The sequence below is a fragment of the Sphingobium sp. CCH11-B1 genome (assembly GCF_001556865.1).
Classification (GTDB): Bacteria; Pseudomonadota; Alphaproteobacteria; order Sphingomonadales; family Sphingomonadaceae; genus Sphingobium.
In genome coordinates, this window is the sequence record NZ_LSJY01000213.1 from 1 (window position 1) to 19,465 (window position 19,465).

Sequence of the window (19,465 nt, forward strand, 5' to 3'; positions counted from 1 at the left end):
CCTCCGCCCAGCGTCGCGCCGGAACAGGGACCGACGGAGGATGCGACGCCGGCCCCCGAACCCGCGCCAGCGCCCGAGCCTGCACCGCCGCCCCGGCCGGAGCCCAAGCCGGCTCCCGCTCCCCCGCTGCCCAAGAAGGTGGTGAAGGAAGAGCCGCCCAAGCCGAAGGCCAAGCCCGCGCCGGCGAAAACAGAGGTGGCGAAGGCGAAGCCCGCGCCCGAAAAGCCCGCAGCCAAGCCAACCCCCGCCCCGGCCAAACAAAAGGCCGCGCCAGCGCCCAGCAAGCCGGCTCCTACTAAGACGGCCGCCGCCAAGTCCGCGCCGGTCAAGACCGCGAAGAGTGACGGCAAGACCAACGCACCAGCCAAGGCCTCCGGTCAGGGCAAGGCGGACAAGCCGCGCGGCTCCTTATTGGGCAAGGATTTCCTGAAGGGCATCGACACCAGCGACGATGCGCCGCGCAAGCCCGCGCCGCCCCCCGCCGTCGCCATGGGGCCGCAGCAGAAGGCGGCCCTGGACGCCGAGATCCGCCGGCAGCTGAAACCGCACTGGCGGCCGCCATCCGGCGCGGATGCGGACAAGTTGGTAACGTTGCTGGAAGTGCGGCTGGACCAGAATGGCAATGTCATTGGCACGCCGGAGGTGATAGACCAGCAGGGCGTCACCGCCAGCAACCGGCCCCAGGCGAAGCTGCATGCCGAACGCGCCGTCCAGGCGGTGAAGCTGGCGTCGCCGTTCCGCAACCTGCCCGGTGAATTTTACGACCAATGGAAATGGCTGCGGCCACTCCGCTTTGACGCGAGGCTGAACCGATGAAATTCCCTATCCTGCGCCACGTGGCGTTCGTCGCGAGCGCCTTGGCTGCGATGCTGGCCGCGCCCGCCATGGCGCAGCTGTCGGTGGACGTGACCGGCGAGATCGACAGCAATCTGAAGATCGCCGTGCCCCCCCTTCCCGCGCAGCAGGAAGTGGACACGCCCGCCGGCCCGGCCGGCGAGCTGGGTCGCAAGATCGCCGAGGTGATCGCGGCGGACCTCAAGGGATCGGGCCTGTTCGATCCGTCCGGTCCCGGCGGCCTGCCCGCGGTCGCCTTTCCCGAAGTCACCAACCCCGTCTATGACAAATGGGGCGCCTATCAGGCGCTGGCGCAGGGCTTCGTGCGCACCAGCGGCGGCGAGGCGGACATTACCGTGGGCTGCTATCTCTACGATGTCGCGCTCAAACAGGAGCTGACGCGGCAGGGCTATGTCGTCGCCCCGCGCGACTGGCGGCGGGCGGCGCACAAATGCGCGGACGCCATCTATGCGCGCCTGTCAGGCGAAAGCCCGTTCTTCGACAGCCGCATCGCCTATATCGCCGAAAGCGGCCCCAAGGGGAATCGCACCAAGCGGCTGGCGATCATGGATTCGGACGGGGCCAATCACCGCTTCATCACCAACGGCCAGTCGATGGCTCTGACGCCGCGTTTTTCGCCCGACTACAAGTCGATCGTCTATGTCAGCTATCTGGGCAGCCGGGTGCGCATCTATGTCTATGACATCGGCGCGGGCCAGCAGAAGCTGGTGACGGAAAGCAACAACCCGACCTTCGCACCGCGCTGGTCGCCTGACGGGCGCAGCATCCTGTTTTCCATGGCGGTGGCGGGCAACACCGACATCTATCGCGTGCCGGCGAACGGCGGGACGCCCGTGCGCCTGACCACTTCGCCCGGCATCGACGTGGGTGGCAGCTATTCCCCGGACGGCAGCCAGATCGTGTTCGAAAGCGACCGGTCGGGCGGACAGCAGCTCTATGTCATGAATGCGGACGGTTCCAACCAGCGACGGATCAGCCATGGCGGCGGCCGCTATGCCACGCCCGAATGGAGCCCGCGCGGCGACCTTATCGCCTTCACCAAAATGTCCGGCGACTTCAAGATCGCGGTGATGAGCCCCAATGGCGACAATGAACGCATCCTGACCAATGGCTGGCAGGACGAGCAGCCCAGCTGGTCGCCCAATGGCCGCGTGCTGCAATTCTTCCGCACCACGCCGGGTCGCGACGGCACCAGCCAAGTGTGGCAGGTGGACCTGACCGGCGTCAACGAACGGCGTATTCCGACGCCGCTCAGCGGATCGGATCCAGCCTGGGGGCCGTTGCTGCCGTAATCTGAGGTTCAGCCTGCGGATATAAAAGTTCGTCAGCCGCGTTGTCGTGGACGGCAGAAACATACGGGCGATGCGGCTTGTCTTGACAGCGTAACGACCTTCGCCAACCATGGCTTCAACCGTGGGGCGGCACGGACGAAATGAGGAGATTCCAATGAAATTATCCCGGACCTTGCTGATGGCGAGCACCGTGATCGCGCTGGCCGCCTGCTCCAAGAAGCCCCCGGCCCAGTTGCCGCCCGCGCCCGGCGGCACCGGCGCGGAAAGCGGCGCATCGGCCGGCACCGGCATGCCCACCGGTCCGCGCAAGGGCAGCCAGGAGGATTTCGTCGCGTCCGTCGCTTCGGATCGCGTCTTCTTCGGGCTCGACCAATATGACATCGATGCGGAGGATCAGGCGACGCTCCAGAGCCAGGCGGCCTGGTTGCAGCAGAACCCGACCGTCCGCGTCACCATAGAAGGTCATGCCGACGAGCGCGGAACGCGCGACTATAATATCGCGCTGGGCGAACGGCGCGCCAATGCCGCGAAAAATTATCTGGCCTCGCTCGGCATCGCGCCAAGCCGCATCACCACCGTCAGCTACGGCAAGGAACGGCCCGCCGCGCTGGGATCGGACGAGGCGGCCTGGGCCCAGAACCGCCGCGCGGTGACGGTGACCATACAGTATTGAAGAGCGCGATAGCGTTTCGGCAAAGCCCGTCGGCACAGCGCCGGCGGGCTTTTTCCTGTCCGAGCGCCGTGCCGCAAATAGGATTTGCGCGGCTTAATTTCGCATATTTCCCGTAGAATTCGTCATAAAATATCCGTCTCCTGAAACATGATTGCGAAGCCGACCTTTCGCCATTGTCCTTATTGCAGCTGACGAAGATGTAGGCGAGCGGGCAGGAGCGCCATGGCTCTGGCGCGGTCGCCTTCGCTCGGGCAAGACAGCGGCGTTGAATGCAACAGGCAGAGGGAAAAGGATGATGCGGATTTGGGGGCTGGTCGCGACGCTGCTGATCGGAGCGACGGCGACGATACCGGCTGAGGCGCAGCATTGGTCGCGCAGCTGGATGGCCGCGCCGCAGCTTTCCAAGACGCCGCCGGAAAAGCGCCCCGACCTTACCGACCGCACGGTGCGTCAGGTCGTGCGGATCAGCAGCGGCGGCGCGCGCATCCGGCTTCGCCTGTCCAACGAAATGTCGGTGCAGCCGCTGTTGCTGGGCGCGGTGCATGTCGCGCTGGCGGGCGAAGGGGGGCGGACGGAGCCGGGCACCGACCGGGTCGTGACGTTCAACGGCGTGCAGGGCGCGACCATCCCGGCCCGTGCGCCGCTGCTCAGCGACCCCATCGATCTGCCGGTCAGGCCACTGACCCGCATCACCGTGAGCATCCACCTGCCCAAGGGCGCGCCGGACGCGACGGTGCACAGCTACTCCGCCGCAACCGGCTGGACCGCGCCGGGGAATCAGACCCATGCGGTGAGCCTGACCGACAGCGCCACGCTGGGGCCGCGGGTCATCCTTTCGGCGGTGGAGGTCGAAAGCCGCGCGGCGGGAACGACCGTCGTCACGCTGGGGGATTCGATCACCGACGGCGTGCGCGCGACGCCGGACAGCAACCGGCGCTGGCCCGACCTGCTGGCCGAGCGGCTGCAGAAGGCCGGGCGCGCCAATGTGGGCGTCGCCAATGCGGGGATCAGCGCCAACCGGCTGCTGAGCGAGGGTGAAGGCTATAATGTGCTGGCGCGGTTCGACAGCGACGTGCTCGCGGTGCCGGGCGTCAGCCATGTCATCCTGCTGGAAGGCGTCAACGACCTGGGCAATGCCGGGCGCGACGGACAGCCGATGCTGAAGCCGGAGGCGCTGATCGGCGCCTATCGCCAGATGATCGCGCGGGCGCATGACCACGGCGTGAAGCTGATCCTGGCGACCATTTTGCCGTACAAGGGTGCGGGCTATTGGAGCGCCGAAGGGGAAGCGACACGCGAGGCGGTGAACCGCTGGATTCGCGCCAATCGGGAAGCCGACGGCTTTGTCGACCTGGCAAAAGCGGTCGCCGACCCGGCCGATCCGGCGCGCATGGCCAAAGCCTATGATTCGGGCGATGCGCTGCATCCCAACGACGCGGGTTTCGCGGTCATGGCCGCGGCCGTGGACCTGAGGCTGTTACGCTGATCGCATTGACCCCCCTCAAGATTTTACACGCCCCGAAAAGCCGCTAGAAGCGCCCGATGGACAAGCCGCCGGCCAAAAAAGCCCCGACCATCAAGGAAGTCGCCGCCCGCGCCGGCGTGTCGGTCATGACCGCATCGCGCGCCGTGAACGGCAAGGCGCTGGTCAGTGCGAAGGCGCAGCAGGCGGTCGAGCGCGCGGTCAAGGAACTCGGCTATGTCCCCAATGCCTCCGCCCGGGCGCTGGCGGGGAATGTCGACCGGCGCGTCGCGCTGCTGCACAGCCATTCAACCACCTCCGCCTATCTGGGCGAATTGCTGCTGGGGGCGTTGGGCGAAGCGCCGCAGCGCCACCTGCATCTGGTGGTCGAACAGTGCGCGCCGGGCGCCTTTGCCGAGGAGATCGTCGATCAGGTGGCGCAGGCGCATGTCGCCGGCGTGATCCTGCCCCCGCCGCTGTGCGACTGGACCGATCTGGTGGACGGACTGCGCGCGCGGGATATCGCGGTGGTGGCGGTCGCCCCAGACCAGGATGGGCCGGATATGCTGTCGGTGGGCACGGACGATCGTCATGCCGCCTACGACCTGACCCGGCACCTTATCGAACTGGGCCACCGGCGCATCGGCTTCATTGAGGGGAATCCCCGCCACCGCGCCAATTCGCGCCGGGTGCAGGGCTTTCGCGATGCGCTGATCCACCATGGCATCGAGCTGGACGAGGCGCTGATCGTGCCGGGCGACTTCAGCTATCGGTCGGGGCTGGATGCGGCCGAGCGGCTGATGTCCCTGCCGGTGCGGCCCACCGCCATCTTCGCCTGCAACGACGACATGGCCGCCGCCGCGATCACCGTCGCGCATCAGCGGCGGATCAACGTGCCGGCCGACGTCAGCATATGCGGCTTCGACGATACCCCGCTCGCCAGCGCCATATGGCCCGCGCTGACCACCATCCGCCAGCCCATCCGCGACATGAGCCGCGAGGCGATCGGCCTGCTCGCCATGCGGTTCCGCAGCCAGGAGGAAGGCGGGGAAGACATTATCGGCAAGGTGAAGCTGGATTATCAGCTGATCCGCCGGCAGTCCGACGCGGTGCCGGCGCGACACTGAGAGGCGGGCCGATCCGCATGACCCCATCTGGGCGCCAATGAACCGCTGCGTCACCCAGCCCGATCAGAGCTTCCCATATTTGGCCTCGAAACCGGCGATGTCCCCGGCGGCGAGATATTTCGCCTGATCCACCCACTGGTCGCGGACCGGGCGACCCTTGAACGTGCCGAGCCGCGCGTCGATCGCGGCGATGTCGCTGTCCGTCCAGGCGGCGATCTGCGCATAGCGGGTAACGCCAAGATCGATCAGCAGCGCCTTGAGCTTTGGGCCGACGCCCTTGAGCCGCAGCAGCTCGTCCGGCTCGTCCGGCAGGCTGGTCGCGGCGGGGGAAACAGGCGCAGGCGCTGGATCGGGCGCGACCGGTTCGACCACGGGGTCCGCAGGCGCAAGCGCGACCGGCTCGACCGGGGCGGGAGTTGGCGCTGGCGCAGCGGGCGCGGGCTGCGACACGGCGAGCGGTTCTTCTGCCTTGGGCGACGGGGGGGATGAAACCACCGGCTCGGCCGGCGAATCCCCGGCGGCCTTGCTACGGCCCGAGAACAGGAACATCAGAACGATCACCACGAGCAGGGCGATCAACAGCCACAGCCCATAGTCCATGAAGAATTCCTGCATCAGCCGCCGCCTCCCCTTCAAGGATGATTGATGCGGTTATGTAGGGGCTGTCTCTTATACACATCTGACGCTGCGATCACACCGCTCGCGACTTCCCGCCGCCCGCCCGCTTCAACCTGCTTCGCGGGCGACTTCCCGCCAGCCGATGTCGCGGCGGCAGAAGCCGGTCGGAAAGTCGATCGCGTCGACCGCGGCATAGGCGGCGGCCTGCGCCGCGCGAACCGTGTCGCCGGTCGCCGTGACGTTCAACACGCGCCCGCCATTGGCGACGAGCGCACCGTCCCGATCGGCGGTGCCGGCGTGAAAAACCTTCGCGCCCGAAGCCTCCGCCGCGACAATGCCGTCGATGCTGCCGCCCTTTTCCGGCGTTCCGGGATAGCCTTTCGCCGCCATGACGATGGTGAGCGCCGCACGGTCCGCCAAGGTCACCGGGCCCTGCTCTGCGAGCCGCCCTTGCGCCACGGCGAGCAACAGATCCACCAGATCGCCGTCGAAGCGGGTCATGAGCACCTGGCATTCCGGGTCGCCGAACCGGGCATTATATTCGATCAGCTTCGGTCCTTCGTCCGTCAGCATCAGTCCGGCATACAGTATCCCCGAATAGGGCATGCCTTCCGCCGCGAGCGTTTCGACCGTGGGACGGACGATGGTGTCGATCACCTGGCGCTCCAGTTCGGGCGTCAAAACGCGTGCGGGGCTATAGGCGCCCATGCCGCCGGTATTGGGCCCCGTGTCGCCGTCGCCCACGCGCTTGTGATCCTGGGCAGAACCGAAAGGCAGAATTGCGCTGCCATCGGTCAGCGCGAAGAAGCTCGCTTCCTCGCCGGTCATGAACTCCTCCAGCACCACTTCCTCGCCCGCCGCGCCGAACGCGCCGGAGAACATGGTGTCGAGGGCATCCAGCGCCTCTTCGCGCGTTTGCGCGATGATGACGCCCTTGCCCGCGGCCAGCCCGTCCGCCTTGATCACGACGGGCAGGGAAAAGTCATCGAGCGCCGCGATCGCGCCGTCCTTGCTGGTGACGCGGACATAGGCGGCGGTGGGGATGTTCGCGCGCCGGCACAGATCCTTGGTGAAGCCCTTCGACCCTTCGAGCTGCGCCGCCTTCTTATTGGGACCGAAGACCGGGACGCCCATGGTGCGCAGATTGTCGGCCAGCCCGTCGACCAGCGGCGCTTCCGGACCGATGACGACCAACCCTATGGAATGGCGAACGCAGAAATCCAGCACGCCGCGATGATCCGTGGCATCAAGGTCGACCAGTTGCGCATGCTGGGCTATGCCGGGATTGCCCGGCGCGGCATAGAGGGTCGAAAGCCGGGGCGATTGCGCCAGCTTCCATGCCAGCGCATGTTCCCGGCCGCCACCGCCAAGCAGAAGGATGTTCATTTCGCCCATGTCCCCGGATTATGATGCCTATGACAGTTCGGGCCGCCTGTTAGCGGAGGAGCGCGCCGGCGACAACGCGCCGCCGCTGACCGTCAGCGAATTGTCGGCTTCCTTGAAGCGAACGGTCGAGGACCGGTTCGGCCATGTCCGGCTGCGCGGCGAAATATCGGGGTTCAAGCGCGCGGCGTCGGGGCATCTCTATCTGTGCCTCAAGGACGACAATGCCGTCATCGACGGGGTGATGTGGAAGGGCGGGGCGCAGCGCCTGGCCTTCGCCGCGCAGGACGGGGTGGAGGTGATCGCCACCGGCAAGCTGACCACCTACCCCGGCCGGTCCAAATATCAGATCGTCATCGACCGGATGGAACTGGCGGGCGAAGGCGCGCTGATGGCGCTGCTGGAAAAGTTGAAGGCCAAGCTGGCGGCGGAAGGGCTGTTCGCGCCGGAACGCAAGAAGCCGCTGCCCTTCCTGCCGCGTACCATCGGCGTGGTGACGTCGCCCACGGGGGCGGTGATCCGCGACATCCTGCACCGCCTGTCGGATCGCTGTCCCACGGACGTACTGGTCTGGCCGGTGCTGGTGCAGGGACAGGGCGCGGCGGAACAAGTGGCGCGGGCAGTGCGCGGGTTCAGCGAGATGGCCGGCGGCGGCCCGGTGCCCCGCCCCGACCTGGTGATCGTGGCGCGCGGCGGCGGGTCAATCGAGGATCTCTGGAGCTTCAACGAGGAGATCGTGGTTCGCGCGGTCGCCGACTGCACCATCCCCATCATCTCGGCCGTGGGGCATGAGACCGACACGACGCTGTGCGATCATGCCGCCGACCGGCGCGCGCCGACGCCTACCGCGGCGGCGGAGATGGCGGTGCCAGTGCGGGCGGAACTGATCGCGAGCCTCAGCGAAATGAGCCTGCGCGCCGGGCGGGCGGTGCGGCGCGGCGCGGCGCGGGCCCGCGAGCGGCTGGATATGCAGGCGCGGTTGATGCCGACGCCGGACACGCTGCTCAGCCCGCAACGGCAGCGGCTGGACGACGCATCGATGCGGCTGCAACATGGCTTGCGGCACCGCCTGGCCGATGCGCGCGCGCATCTGAGCGAAGCGGGCGCGGCACTGCGCCCGCCCCTGCTCAAACAGCATCTGACGCGGGCGGAGGAGCGGCTGGACCGGCTGCGGCTGCGCGTGTCGCGCCATTTCGCATCGCTGGACCCTGATCTGCCGTTGCAGCGCGGCTATGCCCGCATCACGGCGCAGGGGCATCTGGTGAAATCGGTGGCGGAGGCACAGGCAGCCGGGGCTGTCATGCTGCACTTCCGCGACGGCGCGGTCGAAGCGACGGTCGGACCGCTTGAGCCGGGGCCTTCACCCGATATACTGCCCGCCCGTTCCCCGCGCAGGACGCGCGAGCCGGTGGCAGGGCGGCAGCAGGACCTGTTTTCCTGATGCCGGCGATGAGAAAGGCCAATGCATGTTGATGTCCAGCGGCGACCGGATCGCGCGGCTCCATTATATGCCCTACAGCTTTCGTGTGCTGCAGGCGGGCGATCATGTGCTGTGCGCCGTCACTGGCCAGCGGATCGCGCTGGAAAATCTGCGCTACTGGAGCATTGCACGACAGGAAGCCTATGCCGATGCGCAAGCGTCCGCGCAGGCGGAGCTGGCGGCGCGCGGAACGCCATGAAAGCTGCCGTCCTTCAACTGTCGATCATCCTGGCTGGCGCTCCACTGGCGCAGCCGGTAGCGCCCGTTTCGCATGATTTCGGACTGAAGGGCGCGCCCATGCAAGGCGCGGCCTTGCAAGGCGTCGCGCCGCCGGACACGGTCGCGCTGACGCTGGACGGCAAGTCCGTGGCGGTGGACGCGGACGGGCGTTTCCTCATCGCCTTCGATCGGGATGCCCCGCCACAGGCGCTGCTGGCAGCCCGGTTGCGCGACGGACGGATGCTCAGCCAGAGCCTTGCCGTCGCTGCACGGGACTGGCGGATCGAGCGGGTCGATACCCCGCTGCGCCCGACGAAGAGCAGCGAAGCCTTCCTGGCGCTGCGCCGGCCGGAACTGGAAGCGATTGCCGCGGCGCGCGCCAAGGTGACGGATGCGCAGGGGTGGCGGCAATCCTTCATCTGGCCCAGGACCGGGCGGATTTCGGGCCTGTTCGGATCGCAGCGCATCTATCGGGGCGAGCCCGGCGCGTACCACGGCGGTGTCGATATCGCCGGGGCGACGGGCGATCCGGTCGTCGCGCCGGCCGATGGCGTCGTCATCCTGGCGGCGAGCGATAAGCCCTATACGCTGGAAGGGCATTTGTTGATGATCGACCATGGCCATGGTCTCAACAGCGCCTTCCTTCATCTGTCGCGGATCGACGTGCAGCCGGGCGAAGCTGTCCGGCAGGGGCAGCGCATCGGCGCGGTAGGCGCGACTGGCCGGGCGACCGGGCCGCATCTGCACTGGGGCATGAAGTGGAACGAGGCGCGGATCGACCCGATGCTGATCGCCGGGCCGATGCCGCAGGGCCAGTGAGGGGTTAGCTGACGCGCTTCATCCGCACTGCGCGGCCGCCATCGATCTTCCCCATGAAGCTGCCCATGGCGGCCCGATGGATTTCGATGGTCTGGCCGACCTTCGGACTGCGTCCGGTGATAGGTTCAGTGGTCATCCACTGCGCGCCGTCTTCCAGACCGATCTGCCACTTGCCATAACCGGCGCTGCGCAGGGCCGCGATTTTAGCCTCGATATGGCTGACGCCGTCGTCGGGCCTATCCGTGCCGTCCTCCCGTTCGTCATCACCGCCCAGGAAGGGCAGTTTGGGAAAAGAGAATCCAAACAGCGTCTTGCGCGTCTTTTTAAGTTCGCCGCGATCCAGCACAACTACTTCGTCGCGTTGCGCGGCGGCATCCATTTCCGCCACCTGACGGTCGAAACAGGCCAGCCGAGAAGGACCGTCGGCTATGGAGCGGCATTGCAGAAGATTGGTGAAGATTTCCGGCCGTGGCTGCTGTGCCTTGGGCGCGGCATAAGACGTGCCGATCATCGCAGCGGTGCCCAGACACGCCGCTAGAATGCGCCTGACCGACATGCGAAAACCTTTCCCGAAATTTCGTTCCCGCGCAGCTTGCACCGCAAAATGGCGGCGTCAATAAGGCTTGCAAACGCCCACATTCCCAGCCCGAAAAATAAAGCTAGCATCACGACATGGAGGTCGCATCATTGCTGCCGCATCTGGCATTAAGGCGTAATTTTCTTGCAAAAGCGACGCTTTGCCGCGGCACCGCTGGCTTGTTGCAATTATGATACAGCCTCCGCCAAAACTGCACACGACCCCTTCGCCTGCTTTACACCGCCCTGAACCCCGCGCAGTTTCGCGCCATCCATATGGGGGGATCGCTGTCGGGCACCTTATCCCTCCATACGGTCAATAGAATGGCAGACATCTGCCAAACTCCAGAGCAAGGGACTGGATAGTGAAAACATTTTCGAAGATGGCGCTTTTGCGCGCCAGCGCCGCCCCGGCGATCCTGGGCGTTTCGCTGATCGCGACCGCTGCGATCGCGCAGGACGCGCCGCAGGCCGCTGATGCACCTGCGGAAGGCGACACCATCGTCGTCACCGGATCGCTGATCAAGAATCCGAACCTGGCGCGGTCGACCCCGGTCACCACGACCACCGCCGACCAGATCGAACTGAAGCAGAACAACACGGCGGAAGAAATTCTCCGTGAAATCCCGGGCATCGTCCCGAGCATCGGTTCGGCGGTCAACAACGGCAACGGTGGCGCGTCGTTCGTCAACCTGCGCGGCCTGGGTTCGAACCGCAACATCGTGCTGATCGACGGCAACCGCCTCGTGCCGGCCGAACTGAACGGTCGTTTCGACCTCAACAACATCCCGGTTGCGCTCGTCGAACGCGTCGAAACGCTGACCGGCGGTGCATCGACCACCTACGGCGCGGACGCCATCTCGGGCGTCGTGAACTTCATCACCAAGTCCGACTTCGCCGGCCTTGAAGCCAATGTCGCCAACCAGATCACCGAGCAGGGCGACGGCAACTATGTCCGCGCGGACGTGACCTTGGGCGCGAACTTCGACGACGGCCGCGGCAACGTGGTGTTCGCCGTGGGCTACCAGCAGTCGGACCCGGTCTATCAGGGCCAGCGCGACTTCTCGACCTTCGCGATCGACTCCTTCACCGGCGCCAGCGGCGGTTCGGGCACGTCGACCCCGTCGCGCTTCACCAACGTCAACACGACCGGCGCGGATTCGATCACCACGGATTGCGGCACGGCGGGCCTCCCCGCCTGTAATACCGTTCAGGGCAACCGCCAGGTGACTGCTGCAGGCGGCGCGTTCCGCGGCACGTCCGCGTTCGACGCCTACAACTTCAATCCCTTTAACATCTTCCAGACGCCATTCGAGCGCTTCAACATGTACGGTGCAGGCCGCTACGAAGTGAGCGACGCGGTGGAAGTCTATTCGCGCGGCATATTCTCGAAGAACACGGTCAGCACGATCATCGCCCCGTCGGGTGCCTTCGGCATTTCGGTGGTGGTCCCGCTCAGCAACCCCTATCTGACGGCTGCCCAGCGTAACGCTTTCTGCGCGTTCGACACCAACCCGGGCGTTGGCTACACGCCGCGTTTCACGCAAGCACAGTGCGACGCAGCCGCAACCGCGCAGCCGACGCTGGCTGACGGCACCGCCAACCCCAATTATCGCACCGTCACGACCGCCCTGTCGCGTCGTGCGACCGAATTGGGTCCGCGTATCTCCGACTTCGTCACCACCTTCTTCGACTATCGCATCGGCGCGCGTGGCGGCATCACCGACACGATCGACTGGGATGTGTCGGGCAGCTACGGCGAATCGGAAAACATCCAGACCCAGAAGGGCTACTGGCTGAATTCGCGCGTTCGTCAGGCGCTGCTTGCCACCAACCCCAACACCTGCCTGACCGACACCAACGGCTGCGTGCCGCTGAACGTGTTCGGTCCGGACGGTTCAATCACCGCTGCGCAGAACGCGTTCCTGACCGCCAACAGCACGGTCGCGACCAAGACCTCGCTGGCGCAGGTGAAGGGCGTCATCAACGGCGACTTCGGCGTGGCCAGCCCCTGGGCGGGCGACGCGGTGGCCTTCGCCGTCGGCGGCGAATATCGCAAGTATCAGGCGTCGCAGGAATCCGATCTGCTGTCGCAATCGGGTGACCTGGGCGGCGCGGGCGGCGCGGCTCCGAACATCTCGGGCGGCTACGACGTCTATGAAGCCTATGGCGAACTCATCCTGCCGCTGGTGCAGGACAAGCCGCTGTTCCAGGACCTGACCGTCGAAGCGGGCATCCGCTATTCCGACTATTCGGTCTTCGCTCCCGGCACTTCGGGCTACAACACCACCACCTGGAAGGTGGCCGGCAACTGGACCCCGGTGGACGGCTTCAAGATCCGCGGCAATTACAGCCGCGCGGTCCGCGCGCCCAACATCGCGGAACTGTTCGCTCCGGTGAACACGACCCTGACCAACCTGGCAGCCGATCCCTGCGCCGGCACCGCTCCAGTGACGAACGCAAACCTGCGTGCTGTCTGTCTCGCTCAGGGCGCTACTGCCGCGCAGATCGGTTCCATCATCAACGATCCGGCGGGCCAGGTGAACTCGACCGGCGGCGGCAATCTCGCCCTCGGGCCGGAAAAATCGAACAGCTGGGGCGTGGGCGTCACGCTGCAGCCGAGCGCTCTGCCCGGCTTCAACCTGACCGTGGACTATTACAACATCAAGATCACGGGTGCGATCACTACCCCGACGCCTGATGACGTCATTGCGGCCTGCTTCGGCAACATCACCGCCGCCAGCGCGTCTGACCCGGCTTGCACCACCATCCGTCGCGATCCGTCGACCGGCGGGTTGTACGGCGAAGCCGCGGTTGCTCCGGGCCTGCCGCAGACGTTCTCGAATCTCGGTCGCCTGGCTACCGACGGCATCGATGTCCAGCTGAACTACAGCAAGGACTTCGGCGCCGCGACCTGGTCGCTCAGCGCCATCGGCAACTGGACCAACAAGTCCACGTTCCAGGCGACCCCGACTTCGGTCAACCGCGACTGCGTGGGCCTTTATTCGGTCAACTGCGCCTCGATCCAGCCGGAGTTCAGCTGGTCGGTCCGCAACACGCTGGCGTTCAAGTCCTTCGATGTATCGCTGCTGTGGCGCTACATCGACGGCGTGAAGTATGAAGACGGAGACGCCTTCGTCGGCACGCTGGACGGCAAGGAAGTGGACTTCAACAGCATCCCGGCCGAGCATTATTTCGATCTGACCGGTCGTTTCCATGCTTCGGACGAGCTGACCTTCACGCTGACCGTCCAGAACCTGCTCGACAACCAGCCCAAGGTGGTTGGCAACTCGATCGGTTCGACCAGCTACAACAGCGGCAACGTCTATCCGTCGACCTACGACGCGCTGGGCCGTCGCTACACGGTCGCCGCCAAGCTGCGCTTCTGATCGCAGCGCGACGCGTAAAAAAGGAGGGCCGGTGGAAACACCGGCCCTCTTTCTTTGTCTTCGCGGTCGTGGCTGGCTCGCCTGGCGCGTCGGCGATCAGTGGATCGACTGACTTAACCGATCAGCGCGCCCGGCAAGCTTAGGGGAATTGACGCGGCCTCGGCTATGGCACGCGCCCATTGCCCCACCTTCTCCAGTTCATCCGCATGAAGCTCCAGGCCGCGCCGCGCCTCACGCTGGCGTTGGCCCGGATCGAAGGTCGCTCCCGTCTTGGCATCCCGTGCGAAGACCGGCCCTGCGATGATGGCATCAATGGCCTCATCGTCCAACGCGACGTCATAAAGACGCGCCGTGGCAGCAAGCGCTTCGCTCGGCTTCTGGACCAAAGTTTCGCTGTCCAGCGTGGCGATCCGCGAGCCGAACTGCCTGATGAGATTGTTGAACTGCGCCTGTTGCGCCAGCCAGCCAGCCGCGGCGACCTGAATGTCGGTCAGCCCCATATATTGGTCTGGCATGATCCCGAGCGGCGCGATCATGCCCTCGCGCGCCAGTTTCTCAAATCCGTCGCGCACCCATAGTCTGCCCCACATGCCCTTGCGCGCGATCGAGGCGAGATAATCGTCAAGCGGTGCATAGAGGAGCAGCGCGCGGCTTTGCGGCCTCATCGAAAGGATGGCTGGAATGAGCGGATTGATGATATTAGATGGCTTGACGACTACCGCTTCGCCGGCGCCGAACGGCCGGGCGAGCAGGCGAAGACCTTCGTCCAGCACCCGCGCCACCTGCGGTCCTGTGGCACCTCTAAGTCGCCACCCGATCAGATCGTTGAACAGCACCGGCTCCTTCAACCCCATGGCGACGCCGGGAATGTCGAAGGCAGCGGCCAGCAGAGTTGAGCAGCAATAGGCCGAATGGAAGATGAAGTGGATCGGGGCTGGCGGTGACGCAAGGGCGACCGCCTCCTCGCGTCGAACGGCAAGCGGCTCGACCGGACCAAGATGATCGTCCGTCAGGAACGGTATTTCGGCATGGCGCGCGCGCGGCACGAACCGAAAATGGAAAGCATCATATTGCGGGTCGTAGCGGTGCGCGAGCCATTCTGCTTCCGGAACGATGTTCGACAAGGAAAGTTGCGGCTGGGTCATCGGCGGAGGAACTGACATGGCAGGCCAGGAGGCACAAGAGCCTGCAATTATACTGGTTGTCTGCAATATCATATATGTTAGCGAAGAGGCCATGGAAGCATCGCCTAATGACATGCTGCGCAAGGCGTCGCAGTTCCGCCAGGCCGGTCGGACGACCGAGGCGGAGCGCCTGCTCGGTAGCCTTCTGGAACGACAGCCGGATCAGCCACAGGCGCTCAACATGCTCGGACTCATTGCGCTGGAGCGCGGAGAGTTCGCCAAGGCCCGCCTTTTCTTCCTAGACGCGGCGCGGGCGGACCCCAAGGAGCCGGCCTTGTGGATGAATGTCGCATCGGCTGAACGCGGCCTTCGATCCGACGAGGGTGAGCAGGCGGCATTGTCGCAGGTGCTCGCCATCGACCAGCGCAATCTAATGGGGCAGATACGCATGGCCCAGTTGCAGCAGCGGCTGGGTAAGCGGCATGATGCCGCCGACAGCTGGGGCAAGGTGCTGGCTCTGACGGCAGGTCTTGCCGATATTCCGCTCGCCCTCACGCAGACGCTTGAGGATGCGCGCCGGTTCGTCACCGATCACAATGCCAGTTTCGCGGCCTTTGTCGAGCAGGGGGTCAAGCCGCTGCTGGACGACGCGGATGCGCTGGCCCAGCGGCGATTCCAAGCCTGCCTGGATCGAGAGTTCGGGCGACGCGCCATTTTCTACAATGAGTGTTCGGGTCTTCACTATCCTTTTTTGCCCGCCGACGAATTTTTCGACCGGCTGCATTTCCCCTGGATGGAAACGCTAGAATCCCACACGGACGCGATTCGGGCCGAATTTCTGGCCTTGGTGCAGAAGGACGGGGCAACGGTGCGTCCCTATGTGCGGCAGGATGCGGGGACGCCTGAAAACAAGTGGACCGCGCTCGACGGCTCGCTGGACTGGGGTGCGGCGTTCCTGTGGGAATATGGGGTCAGAAACGATGCCGTGTATGACGCTTGCCCGCAGACGGTTGCGGCGCTTGAAGCGCTTCCCCGCGCGGATATTCCGGGCCGCGCGCCCTCCGCCTTTTTTTCCCTGCTGAAACCCCACAGCCACATTCCTGCGCATACCGGCGTCACTAACTCCCGCGCCATCATCCACCTGCCGCTGATCGTGCCGCCCGGATGCCGGTTTCGAGTGGGCGGGGAGATCCGTACCTGGGAAGAAGGCGTCGCCTTCGCGTTCGACGACACAATCGATCACGAGGCGTGGAACGAGAGCGATCATTTGCGGGTCGTGTTGATCTTCGACGTCTGGAACCCGCATTTATCGCTTGAAGAGCAGATGCTGTTGAAGCAATTCTATGCAACGGCAGACGCAGCCAAGGCGGATGTTAACGCTGTTGCGTGATGCCAGCGGTCGATATCTTGCGACATCCTTTTCGGGAGACATGAAATGCGCGTTATAAAGGCGGCAATTGCCTCCGGCCTGTTCGTGATGGCGATGCCCGCCTTCGCCGAGGAGAAGCCGGCGCTCGATCGCAACGATCCCAATGCTGTGCGCTGCAAGCGCCTGGCCGTAACCGGATCGCTGGTTCGCAAGGAACGGACATGCCGTACCAACGCAGAATGGCGGAAGATGAGCGAGCAGCAGAATCGCGACGCCGACGACCTGATCACCCGCAGCCGGGCCGGCATGAACCCGAACGGTTGATGGTTGTTCGACTCTCATCGGACAGATGAAGGCCGGGGGCATGGATCCGCTGACACCAAGCCATCCACGCCACAGGACAGATTTGATCTGACCGTCCCCCTACAGACTGCGAGAAGGCCCGCCCGCTGCTGAGGGGCAGGCGGGACTTCCTTTTCACACAACGTTGAGCACCAAGGCCCCATCCCCGTCCTCGACTCGCACGGTCGCGCCGTCGGGGACTTCGCCGCGCAGGATGAGGTCGGCGAGGGGGTCCTGGAGGTAGCGCTGGACCGCGCGCTTGAGCGGCCGGGCGCCATAGACCGGGTCATAGCCCACCCGGCCCAGCCAGGCCCGTGCGCCCTCGCTGAGGTCGAGGGTGATCTTGCGATCCTTCAGGAGCTTGCCGATGCGCGCGACCTGGATGTCGACGATCGGGGCCATATGGCTCGCGCCGAGCCGATGGAACAGGATGATCTCGTCCAGCCGGTTGAGGAATTCGGGGCGGAAATGGGCGCGCACGACGTCCATCACCTGATCCTCCACCTTCTCGACCGGATCGTCGTCTCCCAGCGCGGCGATATACTGGCTGCCGAGATTGGAGGTGAGCACGATGATCGTGTTGGTGAAATCGACCGTGCGGCCCTGCCCGTCGGTCAGGCGACCGTCGTCCAGCACCTGCAACAGGATGTTGAACACGTCGCCATGCGCCTTCTCCACCTCGTCGAAGAGCACGACCTGGTAGGGGCGGCGGCGGACGGCTTCGGTCAGGACGCCGCCTTCCTCATAGCCGACATAGCCCGGAGGCGCGCCGATCAGGCGAGCGACCGAATGCTTTTCCATGAACTCGCTCATGTCGATGCGCACCATCGCGCTGTCGTCGTCGAACAGGAAGCCGGCGAGCGCCTTGGTCAGTTCCGTCTTGCCGACGCCCGTGGGGCCGAGAAACAGGAAGCTGCCCAGGGGGCGGTTGGGGTCCTGTAGACCGGCGCGGCTGCGGCGGACGGCGGTGGAGACAGCCTTGACCGCATCGGCCTGCCCGATGACGCGCCTGCCCAGTTCCGCCTCCATGGCGAGCAGCTTCTCGCGCTCGCCCTCCAGCATGCGGTCGACCGGGATGCCGGTCCAGCGGGACACGACGGCGGCGATGTCTTCCGGCGTCACTTCCTCCCGCAGCATCGCGCCCTTGGACGCGGACTGCGCTTCCTCAAGCTGCTTTTCGAGGGTCGGAATAGTACCATATTGCAGCTCGCCCGCCCTCGCATATTCGCCCGAGCGCTGTGCCTGCTCCAGCGCCACGCGCGCGGCATCGAGCTGTTCCTTGAGCCTGGCTTCCCCGGCGATCTTGTCCTTTTCCGCCTGCCAGCGCTGGGTCAGTTCCGCAGACTGTTGTTCCAGATTGGCAAGATCGGCCTCAAGCGTGGCGAGCCGGTCCTTCGACGCCTGGTCGCTTTCCTTCTTAAGCGCCTCTCGTTCGATCTGCAGCTGCATGATGCGGCGGTCGAGAGTCTCGATCTCCTCGGGCTTGCTCTCCACTTCCATGCGGATGCGGCTCGCCGCCTCGTCCATCAGGTCGATGGCCTTGTCGGGCAGGAAGCGGTCGGTGATGTAGCGGTTGGAGAGGGTCGCGGCGGAGACGATCGCGCTGTCGGCGATGCGGACGCCGTGATGCGTCTCATATTTGTCCTTGATGCCGCGCAGGATGGAGATGGTGTCCTCCACGGTCGGTTCGCCCACGAATACAGGCTGGAACCGCCGCTGGAGCGCGGGATCCTTCTCCACATATTTGCGATATTCGTCGAGCGTGGTCGCGCCGATACAGTGCAACTCCCCGCGCGCGAGGGCTGGCTTGAGCAGATTGCCCGCATCCATCGCGCCTTCGGACTTGCCCGCGCCGATCAGCGTGTGCATCTCGTCGATGAAGAGGATGATCTGGCCCTCAGCGCCCTTCACCTCGTCCAGCACGCCCTTCAGCCGCTCCTCGAATTCGCCGCGATATTTCGCGCCGGCGATGAGGCTGCCCATGTCGAGCGCCATGAGGGTGCGGTCCTTGAGCGTGTCGGGCACGTCGCCATTGGCGATGCGCAGCGCCAACCCTTCCGCGATCGCGGTCTTGCCGACGCCGGGTTCACCGATAAGGACGGGATTATTCTTGGTGCGGCGCGCCAGGATCTGGATGGTGCGGCGGATTTCCTCGTCCCGGCCGATGACCGGATCAAGCTTGCCTTCGCGCGCCGCGGCGGTGAGATCGCGGGCGAATTTCTTGAGCGCGTCGTAGCGATCCTCCGCACCTGCCGTGTCGGCGGTGCGGCCGCCGCGCAGCTGGTTGATCGCGGCGTTGAGCGCTTCGGGCTTCACCCCGGCGGCGGCCAACGCTTTCCCTGCGGCAGTCGTGGTGGCGAGCGTGAGGGCAAGCAACAGCCGCTCGACCGTGACGAAGCTGTCGCCGGCCTTCTGCGCGACCTGCTCGGCCGAATCGAGGACGCGCACGGCGTCATTGTCGAGGCCCGGCGTCTGCTGCGCGCCGCTGCCCGAGACGGCGGGCACCTTCGCCAGCGCGGCGTCGGTTTCGCGCAGCGCGACCTGGGGCGTGCCCCCCGCCGCGCTGATGAGGCCTGATGCCATGCCCTGCTCATCCTCCAGCAACGCCTTCAGAAGATGTTCCGGGCTGATCCGCTGGTGGCTCATACGGATCGCGACGGTCTGCGCCGACTGGAGGAAGCCCTTGGCGCGATCGGTGAATTTTTCCAGGTTCATGACGTCCCACTCTCACTTTCTG

The 19,465-nt window shown here is 65.5% G+C and carries 16 protein-coding genes; 11 read left to right on the forward strand and 5 right to left on the reverse strand.

The window, feature by feature from the left end; genetic code table 11:
- The 5 genes from AX724_RS21840 to AX724_RS21860 form a co-directional block, all read left to right on the forward strand.
- On the forward strand, window positions 1–816 hold an 816-nt coding region (locus AX724_RS21840; RefSeq protein ID WP_066771257.1), incomplete at its 5' end, for a cell envelope biogenesis protein TolA.
- Window positions 813–2,147: a Tol-Pal system beta propeller repeat protein TolB gene (gene tolB, locus AX724_RS21845; RefSeq protein WP_066771259.1), complete on the forward strand. Its 1,335-nt coding sequence runs from the start codon at window positions 813–815 to the stop codon at window positions 2,145–2,147. The genes AX724_RS21840 and tolB, both read left to right, overlap by 4 nt.
- A 154-nt stretch (window positions 2,148–2,301) precedes the next feature.
- On the forward strand, window positions 2,302–2,820 hold the full coding sequence (gene pal / locus AX724_RS21850; RefSeq protein WP_066771262.1) for a peptidoglycan-associated lipoprotein Pal: 519 nt from the start codon (window positions 2,302–2,304) through the stop codon (window positions 2,818–2,820).
- 292 nt (window positions 2,821–3,112) lie between these two features.
- Window positions 3,113–4,306 (forward strand): SGNH/GDSL hydrolase family protein, encoded by a 1,194-nt coding sequence (locus AX724_RS21855; protein ID WP_066771265.1) that lies wholly within the window; start codon window positions 3,113–3,115, stop codon window positions 4,304–4,306.
- A 56-nt stretch (window positions 4,307–4,362) separates the two neighbouring features.
- Window positions 4,363–5,409, forward strand: coding sequence for a LacI family DNA-binding transcriptional regulator (locus tag AX724_RS21860; RefSeq protein ID WP_066771268.1), 1,047 nt, complete (start codon window positions 4,363–4,365; stop codon window positions 5,407–5,409).
- Between the two features lie 63 nt (window positions 5,410–5,472).
- On the opposite strand, the gene AX724_RS21865 is transcribed toward AX724_RS21860, so the two are convergent.
- Window positions 5,473–6,024, reverse strand: a complete 552-nt coding sequence (locus AX724_RS21865) for a hypothetical protein (RefSeq protein ID WP_066771275.1) — start codon at window positions 6,022–6,024, stop codon at window positions 5,473–5,475.
- A gap of 111 nt (window positions 6,025–6,135) precedes the next feature.
- Window positions 6,136–7,413, reverse strand: coding sequence for a phosphoribosylamine--glycine ligase (gene purD, locus AX724_RS21870; protein WP_066771331.1), 1,278 nt, complete (start codon window positions 7,411–7,413; stop codon window positions 6,136–6,138).
- Window positions 7,414–7,420: 7 nt separating this feature from the next.
- Here purD and xseA point away from each other — a divergent pair, with 7 nt between their 5' ends.
- The 3 genes from xseA to AX724_RS21885 are packed head-to-tail and all read left to right on the forward strand — an operon-like array spanning window position 7,421 to window position 9,928.
- Entirely contained in the window at window positions 7,421–8,851 is a 1,431-nt protein-coding gene (gene xseA / locus AX724_RS21875) for an exodeoxyribonuclease VII large subunit (RefSeq protein WP_066771278.1), read from the forward strand.
- 25 nt (window positions 8,852–8,876) lie between these two features.
- Entirely contained in the window at window positions 8,877–9,089 is a 213-nt protein-coding gene (locus AX724_RS21880) for a DUF2093 domain-containing protein (RefSeq protein WP_066771281.1), read from the forward strand.
- Window positions 9,086–9,928 (forward strand): M23 family metallopeptidase, encoded by an 843-nt coding sequence (locus AX724_RS21885; RefSeq protein WP_082733640.1) that lies wholly within the window; start codon window positions 9,086–9,088, stop codon window positions 9,926–9,928. The genes AX724_RS21880 and AX724_RS21885 overlap by 4 nt, the downstream gene beginning before the upstream one ends.
- Window positions 9,929–9,932: 4 nt before the next feature.
- Here AX724_RS21885 and AX724_RS21890 read toward each other — a convergent pair whose 3' ends face one another.
- A complete protein-coding gene (locus AX724_RS21890) occupies window positions 9,933–10,484 on the reverse strand; it encodes a hypothetical protein (RefSeq protein WP_066771284.1) in 552 nt (183 codons plus the stop codon).
- Between the two features lie 385 nt (window positions 10,485–10,869).
- Here AX724_RS21890 and AX724_RS21895 point away from each other — a divergent pair, with 385 nt between their 5' ends.
- Window positions 10,870–13,893 (forward strand): TonB-dependent receptor domain-containing protein, encoded by a 3,024-nt coding sequence (locus AX724_RS21895; protein WP_066771286.1) that lies wholly within the window; start codon window positions 10,870–10,872, stop codon window positions 13,891–13,893.
- Between the two features lie 113 nt (window positions 13,894–14,006).
- Here the strand turns inward: AX724_RS21895 and AX724_RS21900 are convergent, their stop codons facing one another.
- Window positions 14,007–15,038 (reverse strand): hypothetical protein, encoded by a 1,032-nt coding sequence (locus AX724_RS21900; RefSeq protein ID WP_066771287.1) that lies wholly within the window; start codon window positions 15,036–15,038, stop codon window positions 14,007–14,009.
- Window positions 15,039–15,129: 91 nt separating this feature from the next.
- Between AX724_RS21900 and AX724_RS21905 the strand changes: the two genes are divergently transcribed.
- Both AX724_RS21905 and AX724_RS21910 read left to right on the forward strand, forming a co-directional pair.
- Window positions 15,130–16,407, forward strand: coding sequence for an aspartyl/asparaginyl beta-hydroxylase domain-containing protein (locus tag AX724_RS21905; protein WP_231736795.1), 1,278 nt, complete (start codon window positions 15,130–15,132; stop codon window positions 16,405–16,407).
- 87 nt (window positions 16,408–16,494) lie between these two features.
- Entirely contained in the window at window positions 16,495–16,710 is a 216-nt protein-coding gene (locus tag AX724_RS21910) for a hypothetical protein (RefSeq protein ID WP_231736796.1), read from the forward strand.
- Between the two features lie 153 nt (window positions 16,711–16,863).
- On the opposite strand, the gene clpB is transcribed toward AX724_RS21910, so the two are convergent.
- Window positions 16,864–19,443, reverse strand: coding sequence for an ATP-dependent chaperone ClpB (gene clpB, locus AX724_RS21915; protein WP_066771294.1), 2,580 nt, complete (start codon window positions 19,441–19,443; stop codon window positions 16,864–16,866).
- Window positions 19,444–19,465: the final 22 nt, after the last annotated feature.

Bases quoted from the DNA above. Each gene is read 5' to 3' on its own strand.
- AX724_RS21860 (WP_066771268.1), top strand. From the start codon at position 4,363: ATGGACAAGCCGCCGGCCAAAAAAGCCCCGACCATCAAGGAAGTCGCC.
- AX724_RS21885 (WP_082733640.1), top strand. From the start codon at position 9,086: ATGAAAGCTGCCGTCCTTCAACTGTCGATCATCCTGGCTGGCGCTCCA.
- AX724_RS21865 (WP_066771275.1), bottom strand. From the start codon at position 6,024: ATGCAGGAATTCTTCATGGACTATGGGCTGTGGCTGTTGATCGCCCTG.
- AX724_RS21890 (WP_066771284.1), bottom strand. From the start codon at position 10,484: ATGTCGGTCAGGCGCATTCTAGCGGCGTGTCTGGGCACCGCTGCGATG.
- xseA (WP_066771278.1), top strand. From the start codon at position 7,421: ATGTCCCCGGATTATGATGCCTATGACAGTTCGGGCCGCCTGTTAGCG.
- AX724_RS21910 (WP_231736796.1), top strand. From the start codon at position 16,495: ATGGCGATGCCCGCCTTCGCCGAGGAGAAGCCGGCGCTCGATCGCAAC.
- AX724_RS21880 (WP_066771281.1), top strand. From the start codon at position 8,877: ATGTTGATGTCCAGCGGCGACCGGATCGCGCGGCTCCATTATATGCCC.
- tolB (WP_066771259.1), top strand. From the start codon at position 813: ATGAAATTCCCTATCCTGCGCCACGTGGCGTTCGTCGCGAGCGCCTTG.
- clpB (WP_066771294.1), bottom strand. From the start codon at position 19,443: ATGAACCTGGAAAAATTCACCGATCGCGCCAAGGGCTTCCTCCAGTCG.
- AX724_RS21900 (WP_066771287.1), bottom strand. From the start codon at position 15,038: ATGACCCAGCCGCAACTTTCCTTGTCGAACATCGTTCCGGAAGCAGAA.
- AX724_RS21855 (WP_066771265.1), top strand. From the start codon at position 3,113: ATGATGCGGATTTGGGGGCTGGTCGCGACGCTGCTGATCGGAGCGACG.
- AX724_RS21905 (WP_231736795.1), top strand. From the start codon at position 15,130: ATGGAAGCATCGCCTAATGACATGCTGCGCAAGGCGTCGCAGTTCCGC.
- purD (WP_066771331.1), bottom strand. From the start codon at position 7,413: ATGAACATCCTTCTGCTTGGCGGTGGCGGCCGGGAACATGCGCTGGCA.
- pal (WP_066771262.1), top strand. From the start codon at position 2,302: ATGAAATTATCCCGGACCTTGCTGATGGCGAGCACCGTGATCGCGCTG.